Genomic DNA, 16,822 nt, shown 5'->3' with positions numbered 1-16,822 from the left:
AAAGGTCAGTCGGTATGGAAATGGTTCCAGGCTTCCAAGATGCCTCCTGCATATTTTTCTTTGGCTCGGTAAATGAATGGATGTTCTGCTTGTGCAAGCAATTCCGGTTGAGCGTTCCCGACGATGACAGATGGAAAACCCATCGTGAGCATTTCAACGTCATTTCCGGAATCACCAGCTACCAGCAATTTGGATTCGGCTAGTTGGTATTTGTCCAGAATATATTGAAGGGCTTGTCCTTTTCCGCTTCCTGGAGGAAGAACATCGACATCGCGGCCGCCGCTGTAAACGAGTTTATGTGGAATTTCGGCTCTATTCAGTGCTGAGCGAAATGCTTCCACAACAGCGGAATCGGACGTGATATAAGAACAGCGGTTAGTTAAAGGAAGATCTTGGGGAGTCAGCCCAGGTATGCGCTTGGCGATCTCCTTTACTTTTTCAGGCTGCCACCTTTCCTTCAGCTGTTCTGCCCATTCCAAATCTGCTTCCAATGATTGGCCTGTGTAAATGCCAGTCCCGACGTCTGTAACCAGTACGTGAGGAACTGGTAAATTCTCTTCTTTTATCAAAGACAAGGCGGATTCATAATAGCGCCCAGTAATGTAAACCAGTGAAACCTTGTAGGTCTGGCTGTCGTAGAAGTCCAGCAATGCTTTTAAATTGCCTTTATCACCGACCAGCGTCCCGTCCAAATCTGTTGCTAACAAATGCGTTGCTCCGTGCACCAATGATCACCTCATACAATGAATTTATCCGATTGGAAATTGAGTCCCAATCAAAGTCTTTACGGGCTATTTGTACCGCTTGTCGGCTTAAACGTTCAGTCAAAAGAGTATTTGCTGATAAAACACCCATGGCGATCGCCAAATCGATTTCGTTTTCTATTTCGACCAGTAAGCCGGTAACGCCGTTTTGGACAACATTCTTCAAACCGCCGACATCTGATGCAATCACCGGACTGCCGCAAGCCTGGGCTTCCGCGGCAACCATTCCAAACGATTCGTAGAAGCTTGGTACGATTGTAGCTGTAGCTGAATTGAATAGCAACGCCAACTGTTCCTGAGACTGTGGCCCGATGAATTCTACCATGTCTTCGATGCCTCTAACGGCTTCCCGTAATTTTTTATCTCTAGGCATTTTAGTTTCCAGGTCAATAGCTTCTGCATCTCCTCCTGCAATAACCAGATGTGGAGTATTAGAAGAATCATTTTTTTCCACCAACAACTGAAAAGCTTTTAACAAAGTGAAAATGCCTTTGGTTACTTCCAATCTTCCGGCAAAGACAAAGAGGGGATTGCTGTAGCCAAATTTTTTGCGCAAATGCGCCCGGTTGCCACGCACTTTAAATGCCTGGTCCACTCCGATGGGGATAACTTTGATGGGAGAAGGAGAATCAACAAATCTTTTAATCAGCTGCTTTTCGTTGTTGGTAGTGGCCAAGACCTGATCAGCATTTTTTAAAATTGCTTTTTCCGCATTGATGCGGCGCTGGTCATGGACTCCCGTTGCTTTTTCTTTTGCCCAGCCGAGTGAATGCGCAGTATGCACATAAGGCAGACCGAAGTCTTTCTTCAATTTTTTCCCGATTAGTCCTGATAACCAGTAATGGGTATGGGCAATGTCATAAGAATCAATATCTACCATGCTCTTCAACTCTTCGTAAAAAGCAGGGAGCATAGAATACATTTCGTCCTTAGAAACGAATCCTCTATGTCCAGCCTCAAGTCTAATGACGCGGCATGAATTTCCGAATTCTTCTATTTGAGGTGCTGAGGAATCGCACCAATGAGTTGCTACATCTACCTGCCAACCTTTATCTTCTAATGCAAGTGCTAGTTGTTTTACGTAATTATTTTGGCCGCCGGCTTGCTTTCCGCCTAACTTAGCCAGTGGATCGCCATGATCCGAAATAAATAATGCTTTTTTACTCATCAGAGCTCAACTCCTTTTCATCGTCCTGATGTCCCTAATAAAACAGAGACTGCTTTACTGTTATACCCGTATTAAATAAATGTTAAACATCGTATTTCGAATTTTCCTTTTTTTAAGATAACATGAAAATCAGCAAAAAACAGCAGAGGGTTAATCTCGCTGTTTTTGCCGGAAATTGAATGGCGCTGTTTCTATAACTGACTAAATCTATGGCTCCATGGGATATTCCTTTTTTCTCTCTGTAACAGACTTTCTTTATTTTGTATGGACATACTTTCCGTAAGCAGGCACCGCTGTCTTCTGGAAGTTTTCCGCGAGTGAAACCAATCCTTTGGCGAGTGCCGCCCCTTTCATTGGTTTGCCGTGCCCAGTTGCTGCGATAGACGGTTGGAGGTCCGCCAGTTTGCAGACAGATTCCCAAGCAGCCCGCCAATTTGTCGTTAAATAGACCGGGGGACCGTGAACTTCTTTTTTCTGGCGTATCACTTTGTAGAGGGAATCCTGTTTAACCGTCACAAAAGCATCTCCAGCAATCAGAACGCGACCTTGTTCCCGGAACAAGGAAACGTGTCCTTCTGAATGGCCAGGCGTATGGATCCATTGCCAGCCAGACATACCCGGCACACTGCCATCTGAAGGCAATTCATGAAGGTGGGCCGTGATATCGATGGCCTTAACGGGGAACATCTTCGACATTTTTGCGACCATGCCACCTTCCACAGACGAATCAGGCTGTGGATAGTCGGTGATGCCTTTCAAATACGAATATTCAAGCGGATGTGCGTAAACCGGTACTTTGTACTGTTCCAGAATATCAATCAGTCCGCCGACATGATCAAAATGGCCATGGGTTAAAATGATGGCTTTCAATTGATGGTCAGGCCCAAAGCGGTTCTCTGCCGCCTTGAGGATTTTTTTTGCGGAATGCGGCATGCCTGCATCGACCAATACCCATTCGTTGCTGACTTCGGGGTTGCCGATAAAGAAGACATTCGCGATTTGTACGGTATAGCAGTAAACATCAGGGGTCATTTCGATTCCCGATCCGCTTCGGATGGACGTCATAGGCAAAATGCTTTCAGTTGCTGAACTTCTTTCCATAAGACTGATTCCTCCTCTTAAAAACTTCCGTTTACTTTCTAGTATGTTAAGCTTTACCCCAAAAACTAACATTTGAATCCGTTGACGGACAAATTCATGGAATAGGTTTGAGTCTCCTTGCTTACTGGATTAGAATGAAGACACAAGTCTTTGTGAAACTGGGTGTTTAAATGAAATCATTGATTATTATTGGATCAGGAATACTAGGGGCTTCTGCTGCATATCATGCGGCTAAAGCCGGAGCACAAGTACTATTGATAGATCGGGGCGACAAAGGGCAAGCTACGGGAGCGGCGGCAGGAATTGTCTGTCCATGGATTTCGCAACGGCGAAACAAAGCGTGGTACGGACTGGCAAAGGGCGGTGCCAAATATTATCCGGAACTGATTCGTGAGCTGGAAGCTTTAGGGGAAACGGATACGGGTTATAAGCAAGTGGGAATCGTCAGTATCCATGAAGACAGCAAGCTGGATAAGATGGAGCAAAAAGCTCATGAACGGCGTGTAGATGCACCGGAAATGGGGGACATCCAGCGGTTGTCGCCGGATGAAACAAGAGAGCTCTTTCCGTTTGCAACGGAAGAATATGGTTCGTTGTGGGTCAGCGGTGCTGCACGTGTCGATGGCCATGCCATTCGCGATGCGTTGATTTCAGCAGCTGTAAAACTGGGAGCGCGACGCCTGACAGGCAATGCGGAATTGCTTATCGAAGAATCGCAGGTGATAGGGGTCACCATAGGCGGGGAACGTTTGCTGGCAGATCGGGTCGCTTCAACAGGAGGCGCCTGGGCAGCTGACTTGTTCAAGCCTTTGGGGTTGGATTTGGACATTGTTCCTCAGAAAGCCCAAATCCTTCATTTGCAGGCGGAAGGACAGCCGACCGGCAACTGGCCGGTTGCAATGGTTCCTTACGGCCAATACATCGTCCCTTTTGATGACGGAAGAATCGTGGCAGGAGCCACACATGAAAATGGCGCCGGTTTTAATGAGAAATTGACGGCAGGCGGCATGCACCACATTCTCGATAAAACATTAGAAGCAGCTCCAGGGCTTGCGGAGACTGAAATCGCGGGAGCGGCTACAGGCTTCCGCCCTGCAACGACAAGTGCCTTGCCCTTTATCGGACGAGTGCCGGGACAGCCCAACTTTTTTGCAGCAAATGGGCTGGGAGCTTCAGGGTTGACCGCTGGACCTTACCTGGGAGAGCAACTGGCAAAGCTGGTGCTGGGGGAACCTGTTGATATCGATTTGAGTCTTTATCAAGTAGAAGAAGCAATCAAGAGCTGAAAAGGGGGCGGACAGCTATGTATTGGTGCAAGATTGCCCGGACACAAGCGGAATTCGATGAGATCGCACGCCTGAATTATGAAACCTTTGTCGAAGAGATTCCCCAACATGAGAAGGATGCCAGTGGTAGGCGCACCGATCCTTTCCATGAGCAGAACACCTACTTGATTGTATTGTCGGGGACGGACCTTGTGGGTATGATTGCGCTGCGTTCTGAGCGTCCTTTTTCTCTGGATCTGAAAATCGGGGAAGTTGAAGCATTATTGCCGGACGTCGGCCGCATCTGTGAAATTCGCCTATTGGCAGTCCGTAAAGAACACCGCAACGGCCGTGTCTTTTTCCTTTTAGCCAGCGCATTATCCGATTTCTGCCTGGAGCTGGGCTTTGACTCGGCAGTCATTTCCGGAACGACTCGGCAATTGAAGCTGTATGGCCAATTGGGTTTTCGGCCATTTGCGGATCCGGTTGGAAAGGGTGAAGCCATCTTTATTCCAATGGTCACCACTGTAAGCCAATACAACGCTTCTGTCGCAGCAAGGCTGCAGGTGAAACGCCGGTTGTTCGTCCCTGGACCTGTCGCATTAACTGCGCAGCTGGGGGAACCTTTTCAACAACCGCCGGTTTCCCACCGGTCAGCGGCTTTCCACAACATTCGGAAGGAAGTGGACCGCTTGCTCTATGGCATGGCAGGCTCGACGCCTTATTTGCTCGCTGGAAGCGGAACCTTGGCCAATGAAGCGATGCTTTCACAAATCAAGCGGCTGGACGCTAAAGGTCTGGTTCTGGTAAACGGGGAATTTGGCAGGAGACTGGCCAATCAGGCAGAACGCCTCAACTTGGATTTTAAAGTGAAGGAAGAAGTCTGGGGCCAGGCATTTGATTTTGACATGATAGCGGAACAGCTGGAAGCGGGAGGCTATGGCTGGGTGCTGATGGTTCATGGTGAAACCTCAACCGGCCAACTGAACGATTTTCGTCGGTTGGCGAATGTCTGTAAACAACAGAAGATCCGGCTATGTCTGGACTGTATCAGCAGTTTTGGCGCATTGCCATTTTCGTTGGAAAATGTCTGGATGGCGACCGCGGCAAGCGGCAAGGCCATCGGAACAATGAGTGGAATCGCCATCGTCTTTGCCCACCATGAGATTCAACCGGATCCCAACTTGCCGAGCTATTTGGACTTGGGACTTTATTTCGCCAATATCCCGTTTACGTTTCCTGCCAGTTTGCTGGAAAGCCTGAAGCGGGCATTAGGTGCTTACCCCTTGCGCTGGGAGCTTTTGGAGCGACGCTTCAGGCAGCTGGAAGCAGATACAAAGGACTGGCCTGTGCTGGCTGCCGGCTACCCGACATCCCGAACTTTCCAGACAACAACCAACACTGAATTTTTGGCTCAGGATGCCCATCTATCGGGATTTGAGCTTCATTCAGCAAGTGGTTATTTGAGGGAACGGGGTCTTTTCCAGGTATCCTGCATCCAGCCGGAATTTGAAAAAGACTGGGCGCAGTTCCTGGAATTCCACGATTGTTATCAGCGTTATCATACAACAGCAAAAGCCCGCCATAGTTGATGGCGGGCTTTTGCTATGCGGTCACTTGTTCATAAACTTTGAAGATGAATATTTTGTGAGGCGAATCGGGCATAGGTTGGATCAGCTCTTTAGCGATTGTGGCGTGCTTTAGCGCCAATTCATTTTTGCCAAGCTCTGCATAAACCAGTGCCAGATAAGCGTCTTTTTCATAATGAACCGATAAATCATAAGGGTGATGCAAGAACTCCCAAAGCTTATGTTTATTCAGCCATGTCAAAGCATCTTCGAACTGTCCAAGCCCGTATAAGGCTTTTCCTTTTTCCAATGCGAATAGAAAGATGCTGTCTTCCGGATGTTTTTCCAGGTTCCTTTCAACTAAAGCCATGGCTTTTTCGTAGTCGTGAGCAAAAGAATTCAGGTAATGGATTTCAAGGGCATCCGCAACCGCGTTGATTTCTTCGTCATCGGTAAAATCAGCGAACAGGCGGAGCTTGGAAATGTAGAAATCCTTATTGACGATATCTCCGTTCAAGATAGCCTGAAACCCAGCCAAGCGATAAAGCGCATCAATTCGGTAAAACAGCTGTTGTTCTTTGGAGTAAGTGATGGCTTCTTCCATTAAACGTTTCGAGTTTTCTCCATCTCCGACAGCTGAGTAAAGAATAGACTCGTAATAATCAAAATCCAATTTCTTCAAGGGATCCAACATACCGGTGCGTTCTTCAAAAGTGCTCCGGGATTCCTGGATGATGGCCAGGGCTTCCTTATAGCGATGTTCTGTGAAAGCCATTAATGCCCGGAAAATGTAAAGGTCGGCACTTTGATTGATCATGTGCAGGCTTTCGTAAATTTCTTCAGCCCGTGCTAAAGAGGCTTGCCAATCATTCTGCTTGGTATGGTAGCTGCAGCGGCTGTAGATTTCAAGGAGCCGTGCAGATTCGTAGCGAAAAGGCAGTTTGCCGATATAAGGTTTTATTTTGCCGACAATTTTTTTGTACTTTACGATTAGTTTATCGCTGATCATTTCTTGTGTATAAAGCTGTTCAATCTCTTTTAATAAATCCCGCAATTCGTGCGTCGGAATATCTTCCAACAATTCGTTTCGGTCCACTTCCAAGCGTTCAGCTATATAAGCAAGGCTTTCCATTGAAGGGTTTGCCTTATTGTTTTCAATCAAACTCAGCATGCCTTTTGTCAGTTGGTCGCCTGCCAGAGCCTGCAGCGTTAATCCTCTTTGCTTGCGTAAATTCCGGATGCGTTCACCCAAAGTAGCCATTCACTCACCTGTCCTTTCGGTAGTTTAATTATATTAAACTTTTTCTTGCAATGCTAGTTTTCTCGTGTTATATTTTGTTTAATTATATTAAACTTTCACTGGGGAGTGGAAAAGAATGAATGAGGCAGCGCGCATCAAACAAGCAAGTTATCATCTGTATACGTTTACAGCCAGCAAGTTGATTTCGACATTCGGCAGTTCTGTCTACGCATTTGGCATCAGTTTATATGTATTGGCGTTAACTGGATCAGCTGCGAGCTTCGCGATTAATTTGATCTGCAGCATTTTGCCGCGATCGCTAATGGCGCCTTTTGCCGGATATGCTGCAGATAAGTATTCGAAAAAAACCATCGTCGTTCTGTCTCAAGTGGTCAGTATGTTATCAGTTGCAGGATTGCTCATTTACAGCCTGCTGAATGGCTTGTCACTGACGGCCATTTACACAACGACTGCGCTGCTGTCCATCAGTTCTATGTTTACCGGTGTCACATTTTCTTCTTCAATCGCCAATCTGATTGACCCAGACCGAATCCAACGGGCAATGGGCTTTAACCAATCAGCGATTTCCATCGCTGCAATCGGTGGGCCGGTGGTCGGTGGCATGCTCTTTGGATTTGTTTCGATGAATGTCTTTTTAATGATCCAAGTGTCAGCTTATGCGATTGCGGTTCTGCTGGAGTCGACAATGAACTTCAAGTTGTACACCGTCCGCGCTGAACGAGCAGTAGGCGAAGCGACAAAGACCATGCTGACAGAAATGAAAGAAGGATTCTCTTATTTAAAATCCAATCGCGTCATAACCGTTATTGTAACGGTTGCTATTGGCATCAATTTCTTTTTCTCCTCTATGATGATCGGTTTGCCCTTTATCGCAGTTCAGCAATTAAATGTAAAAGCCACGCATTTTGGGATGATTGAAGCGATGATCGCAGTAGGGATGCTGGCAGCTTCCATCTATTTTTCAATCAGCAAGGAAGTGAGATTTCCTTTGCTGTTTGCTAAGAGGGGAATACTGGGGATGTCCGTGTTGCTTGCGGGGATGGCAATTCCTTTAATTGTTGGCATGTCCTATGGGGTAATGGTCGTTTATTTCCTGTTGCTCATGCTGACTTTCGGTATGACAAACGTGTTTGTCAACACGCCGATTGGTGTCATGATGCAGAAAGATGTGGATGAGGAATACCGCGGTCGTGTTTTCGGCATTCTCGAATTGATGGCGATGGCTATGATGCCGCTCGGTTATCTTTTATTCGGCTTGCTGTATGATGTGGTGCCGGCAGAATATGTGGTAGGGGCAAGCAGCTTTTGCCTTATTGTGTTAACCGGATACTTGATGCGCCCGTCCGTTCTTAAGGAAGCCCATCCGGAGCTGCAAAAGAATCTTTCAAATCAGCCAGAACCTCTGTGAAAACAGAAGTTCTGGTTTTTTATTGGCAGGTTTATTTTGTAAGAATAAGGGAAAAACGTAAAACAATCTGAAATAAATAGTTGGAGGGATAAAATGGAGAAAAATAAACCTGAAAATATACCCGCGCAGGAACAGGAACGGCAACCGGGATTTGAATCGGAAATGGAGCCGAAACCTGATTTTAAAGGAAATTTGGCCGGACAGGCACAGCGGCTGCCGAATAAGACAGCTTTAATAACCGGTGGCGATAGCGGAATCGGCCGTTCAATTGCGCTTGCTTTCGCTAAAGAAGGAGCAGATGTGGCAATTGCTTATCTGGATGAACACGAGGATGCTGAAGAGACGAAGAAATTTGTCGAACAGGAAGGACGCCGTTGCCTGTTGATTTCAGGAGATTTGGGAGATGAATCCTTCTGCCAAGAAGCGGTCGGAAGAGTGGTCGATGAATTCGGAAAATTGGATATCCTGGTCAATAACGCAGCAGAACAGCATGTCCAGGAATCTTTGAAGGATATTACTGCCGAGCAGTTAGAGCGGACATTCCGCACCAATGTATTCAGTATGTTCCACCTGACAAAAGCCGCACTGGATCATCTGAAGGCTGGCGCATCCATTATCAATACGACATCCATTACAGCTTTTCGCGGAGAGCCGACGTTGATCGATTATTCCTCGACCAAAGGAGCCATCCTGGCTTTTACACGCGCGTTGTCAGGCTCACTTGTAAAAGAAGGAATCCGAGTCAATGCCGTAGCGCCGGGACCTATCTGGACCCCGCTGATTCCGGCATCTTTTGATGCAGAAACGGTAGAAGGGTTTGGCAGCGACTCGCCGATGCAGCGCCCGGGACAACCGGACGAACTGGCGCCCGGCTATGTCTACCTGGCATCCGACGACTCCTCTTACGTAACTGGCCAGGTCCTGCACATAAACGGAGGATCACCTTACTAAGGAAAAGCGGAAGCTGCCAATAGCAGAAGCTAACCTAAGAGCGCGACGTCGTGTCGCAACGGTTAGCTGACTCGCATCCTGCGAGCCTCCGACAGGCGTAAGACGATCTGGCGAAGCGTCGTACTTTGCCGCATAGCCAGAGTGGCTTACGACCCGAGGAGCTGGCAGCTGGAGTCTGGACAATGAAGAAAAGCGGAAGCTACCGCACAGCTCCGCCCACTATAAGCACCGTGTAAAAAAATAGGTCTGCATCTTCTCAGATGCAGACCTATTTTTATGCGCTTCTTTTTAGAATCTATCAAAACCGAAAATATATATTATTAAATACCTATGATTATTGTCTAGAACACCTCTTTTGTGGGTAGCCCATTACTAAGGATACACAGCCGGTTAAAAAGGGGAGGTGTCGAGTATGGGGACGGAAGAGCGGAGTACGCCGTTGAAAAAGCATATTTGGAGTTTGGTGATTTTGAATTTCCTTGATGGCTTTTTGACGTATATGGGCCTTTCTTTTGGCGCCATTACAGAGGCCAACCCACTGCTGGCTTCCTTTTCTCCACTGGCTCTCCTGGTGACTAAATTCCTGTTGTCCCTGTGCCTATTCGGCTTTCTGTATACACCGTTTGTCCGCATACAATCCCGCAACTGGCGCTACACCCTCATTTTAGTCAATACACTTTACTCCCTCATACTCCTTCTTCATTTATTCTGGCTATTGATTTTATTTACCTGACAGATCAGATCCGCTAGCTATTGAACATAAAAAAAGGCGTCGCGGAAAGCGACGCCTCAGACTGAAGACAAAGTCTTTACAAAATGAATAGTGGTGCATACCCCCCAATCGGTCCGGCCACTTCGCGTTCCATGGGCTCAGCTTCAGTCTCCTCGTCACTGCGTTCCTGCGGGGTCTTCAGCTTCCGCTGTCCCACAGGAGTCTCGGTGGTCAGCCCGATCGGGGACGTGCAGCTCCAATCAAAGAAAAGGGCTTGCTAGTCAGGATCCGCAAACCATCGTCTCAATAAACTTGATAACTCCTTCATACAAAGATCCGTAGCGCAAGGCGGCGTCTCCTGCGGAAGAACGGAGTGATGAGACCCCGCAGGAGCTTGCGACGAGGAGGCTCAGCGCTTCGTCCGCGGAAAGCGTCCGTCTGGAGCGCAGGATCCGGCATAACGATGCCCGTTCGGCTATTCATTCTAGAAATAACATAAATATTCTTTTGTCTACAAGCTCAGGCGTCGCGGAAAGCGATGCCTTTTCTTTATTGTGGTAAATAAAGCGGCTGTCCATTTAAACAGGGGCGCCGGCTTTTTCGGTCGTGCGCAAAGTTTTATTGGAAGCTTTGTAGAGAACAATCAAGAGAATGCTGGCGATGGCCAAGGCTGCAGATAAATAATAGATACTGCCAGCTTGGATGGTCAAGAGCCAGGTGAAGGACAACGGGCCGATGATGCGGCCGAGATTGTCCATGGAATACGTCATGCCTGCAGCTGTGCCGTATTTGCCGCCCGATTCTTTTGATGTCAACGATACTAATGCTGTCCGTGCCAACGCATTTCCAGCCGTAAAGATACTGAGTGCAACACCGGCAAAGACCAGGCTGCTGGTAAAGGGAAGAATCACCAATCCAAGAGCGGTGACGACTTGTGCGCCGATGATCCATTTCGTTTCGGTGCCGTCTTTAATGCGGCGAACGACACCGCCTTGGATGGCAGCATCCACAAATCCGCTGGCCATAAACAAATAACCAAGTTGAAGCGGCGTGATTTCAATTTGATCGATTTGAAATAATTGAAAAGTCGATTCCAATCCCGCGAGCAGAAACGTCACCATGAAAGAAAACAGGAACAGATAACGGATGCGGAATTGCCAAAGCGTACTGGAGCCTTTGGGCAAAAGGGCACGCTTCACCGCTTCACCTTTGCGGACCGGTTCTTTTAAAACCAGGCTCGCATAACCCATCAGCAATAAGATCAGAACTGCGGAAGCCGTAAATGGCAAGGACAGCGACACGGCTCCCAGCAGACCGCCGATTGCAGGTCCGAAAATAAAGCCGAGGCCGATGGACATGCCAAGCAGGCCCATGTATTTATTGCGCTCTTCATTTGTTGTGATATCTGCTACATAACCGGTAACAGCTGTATACAGTGCGCCAGAGAACAGACCGCCGACAATTCGTGAAGCATAAAGCAGCACGAGGTTATCAAGAAAAAGCGAAAACAGGAAGAAGCTCAAGCTGAATCCGGCCAAGCCTAGAAGAATCAGTTTCTTGCGGCCGGTTTTATCAGATAGCTTGCCCCAAAGCGGCGCTGTGAAAAAGGAAGACAACGCATAAATAGTGATCAAGCCACCAACGTGAATTTCCGAGTATCCTTGCTGGACGATGACTTCGGGTAAAATAGGTATGATAATGCCGAATCCCAGGTAAACGAAAAACTGGACAGACATCAGAAGTAGAATAGTTTTTTTCATAATAAGGAATTCCTGCTTTCTCAAAAGAATATGCCCTCATTTTACCCTTGTTTCAACGTTAGGACAATGACATAAAAAAGAGGCCCATTTCTGGGCCTCTTAGCGCTTCATCATTATTTATTCAATTTTACCCGCTGGAGGCGCAAAGCATTCATGACAACCGATACGGAACTGAACGCCATCGCTGCACCAGCAAGCCATGGAGCCAGAAAACCGGCTGCGGCAATCGGGATGCCGATGGTGTTGTAAGCAAGGGCCCAGAATAGGTTCTGTTTAATATTCCGGACGGTCAACCGGCTCATCTGTACCGCATCGACCACTCTCAATAAATCGCCCTGCATCAAAGTAATATCAGCAGCTTCCATGGCGATGGCTGTTCCTGTGCCCATCGCCATGCCGACATCAGCGCTTGCTAACGCAGGAGCATCATTCAATCCATCGCCTGCCATGGCGACGCGGCGGCCTTGGCCTTGGAGTTTCAAAACGACATCCGCTTTTTCGGCAGGCAGGACGCCGGCAAATACTTCATCGATTCCGACTTGTTTGGCGATGGCTAAAGCTGTCCGTTCTTGGTCTCCAGTAAGCATGACCACGTGAAGTCCCATGTTCTTCATTTCCTGAATCGCTTGCTTCGCTGTTTCCTTGATGGTGTCAGCAACGGCGATCAAGCCGACATACTGTCCATCAACTGCCATGAACATAACGGTTTTGCCATCCCGTTCCATCGCTTCAGCTTTGGTTTCATCTACTGCATGCCCGTCCATCAAACGGCGATTGCCCATGACCACTTCATGGCCACTAACCACAGCACGGATGCCGTGTCCGGGCACCGCTTTGAAAGAATCGACATTCAAGTTAGCTTCGCCAAATTCGGAAATAGCTTGAGCTACAGGGTGTTCAGATTGGCTTTCGGCACTGGCTGCCAGGTTTTTTAAGTTTTCCAGATCAAATCCATCTGCTGGGATAAAGTCCGTTACCACTGGACGGCCATTGGTGATGGTGCCTGTTTTATCCAAGACAATGGTATCGATATGCTTCGTATTTTCCAGGGATTCGGCTGTTTTAAACAAAACGCCTTGTTCAGCAGCTCGTCCGGATCCCGCCATGATTGAAGTTGGTGTTGCCAAACCAAGTGCGCAAGGGCAGGCGATGACCAGCACTGCAATGGTGCTTTCAAGGGCAGCCGCAAAATTGCCGGGTGCAACTAGGAAATACCAAACCATGAACGTGATAATGGCAATTCCCACAACAATCGGAACGAAGATGCTGGAAATCTGATCAGCGAGCCGTTGGATTGGTGCTTTGGAACCTTGCGCCTGTTCGACGACGCGGATGATGTTTGACAAGACGGTATCTTTTCCAATTTTATCGGCACGTACACGCAAAGAACCATTGGAATTAACGGTGGCCGCAAAGACGGCATCGCCTTGTTCCTTATCGACCGGCAAGCTTTCACCGGTCAACATGGATTCATCAACAGCTGAGTTGCCGGAAAGGACGGCGGCATCAACCGGGATGGATGCACCCGGTTTAATCAGCAGGATGTCTCCAGTTTTAACTTCGGAAATCGGCAAACTGATGAAATCATCGCCGCGTTCAACTAATGCATGCTGCGGCTGCAGCTTCATCAGCTTTTTAATGGCATCGGAAGAACGTCCTTTGGCTCTTGCTTCAAAAACTTTTCCTAAAATGATCAACGTGATCAGGACAGCGCTGGTTTCGAAGTACAATCCCATATTATGGCCCATATTCCAATTGGCTAAAACCAGGTAGACGCTATAGAAGTAAGCAGCGGATGTTCCGAGTGCGACCAGGACATCCATATTTGCTGATTTGTTTTTTAAAGCAAAATACGCACCTTTATAGAAAGAAGCGCCTATCCAAAATTGGACTGGTGTAGCCAACGCCCACTGCACGAGTGGATTCATGAGGATATCCGGTACATACATCCAGGATGTAAAAGAGAAATGGCTGAACATGGTCCACAGCAATGGAAAGGAGAGGACAGCTGAAATCCAGAACAAACGGGTTTTCTTTTTTATTTCCTGTTGTTTATGGTCCGTTGCTTCATCGCTTTCCTGATTAAGGACTGCGTCATAGCCGAGCGATTGGATCCGCTTAACAAAATCTTCTGGAGTGACGGTGCCGGGATTATACAAAACATGACCGGTTTCCATTGCCAAGTTAACGTTGGCCAGTTGAACGCCCTCCATTTTATTCAATACTTTTTCAATGCGGGCAGAACAATTGGCGCACGTCATGCCTTGGATTGAAAAATCGATTTCTTCCTGTTGGACACCATAGCCCAATTGCTCCACTTTCTTCTGCATATCGGTCATCGAGGCCTGTTCATCATCGTAGACTACAGATGCTTTTTCGGTAGCAAAATTGACGCTGGCTGCTGAAACGCCGGGTAATTTTTGGAGGCCTTTCTCTACGCGGTTGGCGCAGGCAGCACAGGTCATACCGGTAATGGCCACTTCCGTTTGTTTAGTACTCATCACAATCCCACCTTTTCCATCGGCATATACCTAATGGGGGTATATTATTTTCAAAAAAATAACTGCGTTTCCGCAGTTATTCACTTAAAGTAGCTACATCGTATCCTTGATCTTCGATTGCTTCTGCAATTTGGCTAACTTCCACTGCGGAAGCGTCATAAGCGATATCTACTGAACCATTTTCCAAAGAAACTTCTACTTTATCGATTCCTGGCAATGCCATCACGCTGTCTTTTACTGAGCTGACACAATGTTGGCATGACATGCCGCTGACTTGCAAGTTGATTTGTTCTTTCAAAATGAATTCCTCCTTGTTATTTACGCATCATTTTTTGAATCGTGACTAACAGTTCGTCCAAAACTTCTTCTTCGCCATTTTCAAGGCGATCTTTGACACAGCCTTTTAGATGGCCTTCAAGCAGCACTTTCGTGACACTGTTCAATGCTGACTGAGTAGCCGCGAGCTGCGTGATGATATCATCACAATAAACATCTTTATCTATCATACCTTTTATGCCCCGGATCTGGCCTTCCACACGATTGAGCCGAGTGGTCAAATCGCGTTTCACAGAAGGAGGATGATGGCTTTTTCGGCAAGATGCATCGAGTGCAATGGTTTCTTCGATCAATTCGCTCATCTGAAGATCCTCCCATACTTAATTTCTAATTCGATTATACCTCACAGGGGTATGTGAATCAAGAGATTTACACATCCTTATTATTTGTCATCAAAATGATAAGTTTAAAATCCTGAAATGATGGTATTATATGCATAGACACAGAAAAGTCAACAATAATACTTCTGCCTGTGAACATGGCAGTTTGAAATACGTCTTTATAAGTACTAGAAATGACAAAGAGGTGATATGGATGGCGAAAAATGTAGATGTTCGCAGCATTGTTTCAAATTTATCGAAACTGGGAATCCAAGCAAAAATCACAAAATCTCGCGTGGAATTAATAAAAGCGATTGCCTTGCCTCAACCGATTCAAGCGCAGTCTCAACAATAATAAAACTCCGACGCACGGCGTCGGAGTTTTTTATTTTTTATTTTTATCGAACATATAGTTCTTATGATGGAACTTCATACTGAAGACAATTCCAAGCGCCAGCATATTCCCGATCAATGAACTGCCTCCGTAACTGATGAAAGGCAAAGGAATTCCTGTAATCGGCAAAAGCTGGATAGTCATTCCGATGTTCTGGAATACGTGGAACGTCACCATGGCGATGATTCCTGCGCATACATAAGTGCTGAATGTATCTTTAAACTGCAAGGTGATTTTGGTCAAATGATAGATCAACATGAAGAACAGGATAATCACTGCGCTGGCTCCGATAAATCCGAAGTCTTCCGATATAACAGTAAAGATAAAGTCCGTATGGTTTTCTGGAACGTAAACTTGGCGCCCTTGGTAACCCTTGCCGAAGACTTCTCCTGAACCGATGGCATTCATCGCAGCAATCAGGTTATATCCACCGGATTCCGCATAGGAATAGGGATCAAGCCACGTATAAATTCGTTCGAACATATAAGGTTTTAACCCAAAAGCATTGGACAGGAAGTCTTGTGCGTTGATGGTCATCCATAACAGTAATCCGCCGATGACCGCGACTCCTCCGAAACTTGGTACAATGATCTTCCAGGAGATTCCTGAAACAACGACGATAGCCAATGTAATGGCAATAAACACGAGTGCAGTACCAAGGTCGGGCTGAAGCAGGATAAAACCGAGCGGAATCCCTACACAAAGAGCGATTTTTCCGAGTAAATAAAAGTCGGATTTGATGGTTTTCAGCAGGTTTTGCTCGTGATGGGAAGAAATCATTTTTGCCAATGCCAATATATAGAAGGTTTTCATGAACTCCGCTGGCTGGATATTGACGAATGGCGTATGGAACCATGCTTTGGCGCCGTTGACCGGTTCGGCGATCTGACCGACACCGTCTGGCGATATCATCAACAGGATCAGCAGCAAGATGCCGAAGCCGTATAAATAATAAGCCATTTTCTTATATTGTTCAGGATCGAAATACATTAAAACGCCAATCATGCCCACAGAAATAATGTAAAATAAAGCTTGTCGCGGAACAAAATTCGTTAAATATTGCCCTGAAGTCTGGGCAGAAGAAATAGCCACTAAACTGACGATGAAGAAGAGGAATAAAATGAAAGCCAGCGACCAATCGATTCGGTCGGTGAAGCTTTTGTTAGTTTGCATGTATTTTCACCTGTACTTTTTATTATTATGAGTCGCACTATATTATAACGTATAAATCTGTAATATGCGCATGACAAAAGTAATGACGCAATTAGAGCAGAGATGTTTCATATTTACTCATTTTGGACGTATAATAGAAA

At 46.7% G+C, this 16,822-nt stretch carries 15 protein-coding genes; 6 read left to right on the top strand and 9 right to left on the bottom strand.

Annotation, left to right across the window (positions count from 1 at the left end; translation table 11 throughout):
- Nucleotides 1–5: 5 nt before the first annotated feature.
- From QMA04_RS15120 to QMA04_RS15110, 3 genes are all read right to left on the bottom strand, one after another.
- Nucleotides 6–707 carry an HAD-IIB family hydrolase gene (locus QMA04_RS15120; protein WP_290186747.1) on the bottom strand — a complete coding sequence of 234 codons (702 nt, stop codon included), beginning with the start codon at nt 705–707 and terminating at the stop codon, nt 6–8.
- Entirely contained in the window at nt 670–1,932 is a 1,263-nt protein-coding gene (locus QMA04_RS15115; RefSeq protein ID WP_290186745.1) for a glycosyltransferase, read from the bottom strand. Before QMA04_RS15115 ends, QMA04_RS15120 begins: the two co-directional genes overlap by 38 nt.
- A 255-nt stretch (nt 1,933–2,187) precedes the next feature.
- Nucleotides 2,188–3,033, bottom strand: a complete 846-nt coding sequence (locus QMA04_RS15110) for an MBL fold metallo-hydrolase (protein ID WP_191715555.1) — start codon at nt 3,031–3,033, stop codon at nt 2,188–2,190.
- Between the two features lie 170 nt (nt 3,034–3,203).
- Here QMA04_RS15110 and QMA04_RS15105 point away from each other — a divergent pair, with 170 nt between their 5' ends.
- Nucleotides 3,204–4,319 (top strand): NAD(P)/FAD-dependent oxidoreductase, encoded by a 1,116-nt coding sequence (locus QMA04_RS15105; RefSeq protein WP_290186743.1) that lies wholly within the window; start codon nt 3,204–3,206, stop codon nt 4,317–4,319.
- Nucleotides 4,320–4,336: 17 nt separating this feature from the next.
- Complete coding sequence (locus QMA04_RS15100; RefSeq protein WP_290186741.1) at nt 4,337–5,890, top strand: GNAT family N-acetyltransferase; 1,554 nt, start codon at nt 4,337–4,339, stop codon at nt 5,888–5,890.
- 13 nt (nt 5,891–5,903) lie between these two features.
- On the opposite strand, the gene QMA04_RS15095 is transcribed toward QMA04_RS15100, so the two are convergent.
- Complete coding sequence (locus QMA04_RS15095) at nt 5,904–7,127, bottom strand: helix-turn-helix domain-containing protein (RefSeq protein ID WP_290186739.1); 1,224 nt, start codon at nt 7,125–7,127, stop codon at nt 5,904–5,906.
- 115 nt (nt 7,128–7,242) lie between these two features.
- Between QMA04_RS15095 and QMA04_RS15090 the strand changes: the two genes are divergently transcribed.
- From QMA04_RS15090 to QMA04_RS15080, 3 genes are all read left to right on the top strand, one after another.
- Nucleotides 7,243–8,535: an MFS transporter gene (locus QMA04_RS15090; protein WP_290186737.1), complete on the top strand. Its 1,293-nt coding sequence runs from the start codon at nt 7,243–7,245 to the stop codon at nt 8,533–8,535.
- A gap of 93 nt (nt 8,536–8,628) precedes the next feature.
- Nucleotides 8,629–9,486, top strand: a complete 858-nt coding sequence (locus tag QMA04_RS15085) for an SDR family oxidoreductase (RefSeq protein ID WP_191715560.1) — start codon at nt 8,629–8,631, stop codon at nt 9,484–9,486.
- Nucleotides 9,487–9,898: 412 nt separating this feature from the next.
- Nucleotides 9,899–10,219: a DUF5658 family protein gene (locus QMA04_RS15080; protein WP_191715561.1), complete on the top strand. Its 321-nt coding sequence runs from the start codon at nt 9,899–9,901 to the stop codon at nt 10,217–10,219.
- Between the two features lie 557 nt (nt 10,220–10,776).
- On the opposite strand, the gene QMA04_RS15075 is transcribed toward QMA04_RS15080, so the two are convergent.
- From QMA04_RS15075 to QMA04_RS15060, 4 genes are all read right to left on the bottom strand, one after another.
- Complete coding sequence (locus QMA04_RS15075) at nt 10,777–11,958, bottom strand: MFS transporter (protein ID WP_290186735.1); 1,182 nt, start codon at nt 11,956–11,958, stop codon at nt 10,777–10,779.
- A 113-nt stretch (nt 11,959–12,071) separates the two neighbouring features.
- A complete protein-coding gene (locus tag QMA04_RS15070; protein WP_290186733.1) occupies nt 12,072–14,459 on the bottom strand; it encodes a heavy metal translocating P-type ATPase in 2,388 nt (795 codons plus the stop codon).
- A 76-nt stretch (nt 14,460–14,535) separates the two neighbouring features.
- Nucleotides 14,536–14,757 carry a copper chaperone CopZ gene (gene copZ, locus QMA04_RS15065; protein ID WP_191715564.1) on the bottom strand — a complete coding sequence of 74 codons (222 nt, stop codon included), beginning with the start codon at nt 14,755–14,757 and terminating at the stop codon, nt 14,536–14,538.
- Between the two features lie 16 nt (nt 14,758–14,773).
- Nucleotides 14,774–15,097 carry a metal-sensitive transcriptional regulator gene (locus tag QMA04_RS15060; protein WP_191715565.1) on the bottom strand — a complete coding sequence of 108 codons (324 nt, stop codon included), beginning with the start codon at nt 15,095–15,097 and terminating at the stop codon, nt 14,774–14,776.
- A gap of 232 nt (nt 15,098–15,329) precedes the next feature.
- Here QMA04_RS15060 and QMA04_RS15055 point away from each other — a divergent pair, with 232 nt between their 5' ends.
- Complete coding sequence (locus QMA04_RS15055) at nt 15,330–15,470, top strand: Lmo0850 family protein (protein WP_191715566.1); 141 nt, start codon at nt 15,330–15,332, stop codon at nt 15,468–15,470.
- A 30-nt stretch (nt 15,471–15,500) separates the two neighbouring features.
- Here QMA04_RS15055 and QMA04_RS15050 read toward each other — a convergent pair whose 3' ends face one another.
- Nucleotides 15,501–16,682 carry an FtsW/RodA/SpoVE family cell cycle protein gene (locus QMA04_RS15050; protein ID WP_191715567.1) on the bottom strand — a complete coding sequence of 394 codons (1,182 nt, stop codon included), beginning with the start codon at nt 16,680–16,682 and terminating at the stop codon, nt 15,501–15,503.
- Nucleotides 16,683–16,822: the final 140 nt, after the last annotated feature.

The sequence above is a fragment of the Planococcus sp. APC 3900 genome (assembly GCF_030407735.1).
Taxonomy (GTDB): domain Bacteria; phylum Bacillota; class Bacilli; order Bacillales_A; family Planococcaceae; genus Planococcus; species Planococcus notacanthi.
Note: the sequence above shows the minus strand (reverse complement) of the source record. Positions and strands in the feature narration are given on the sequence as shown.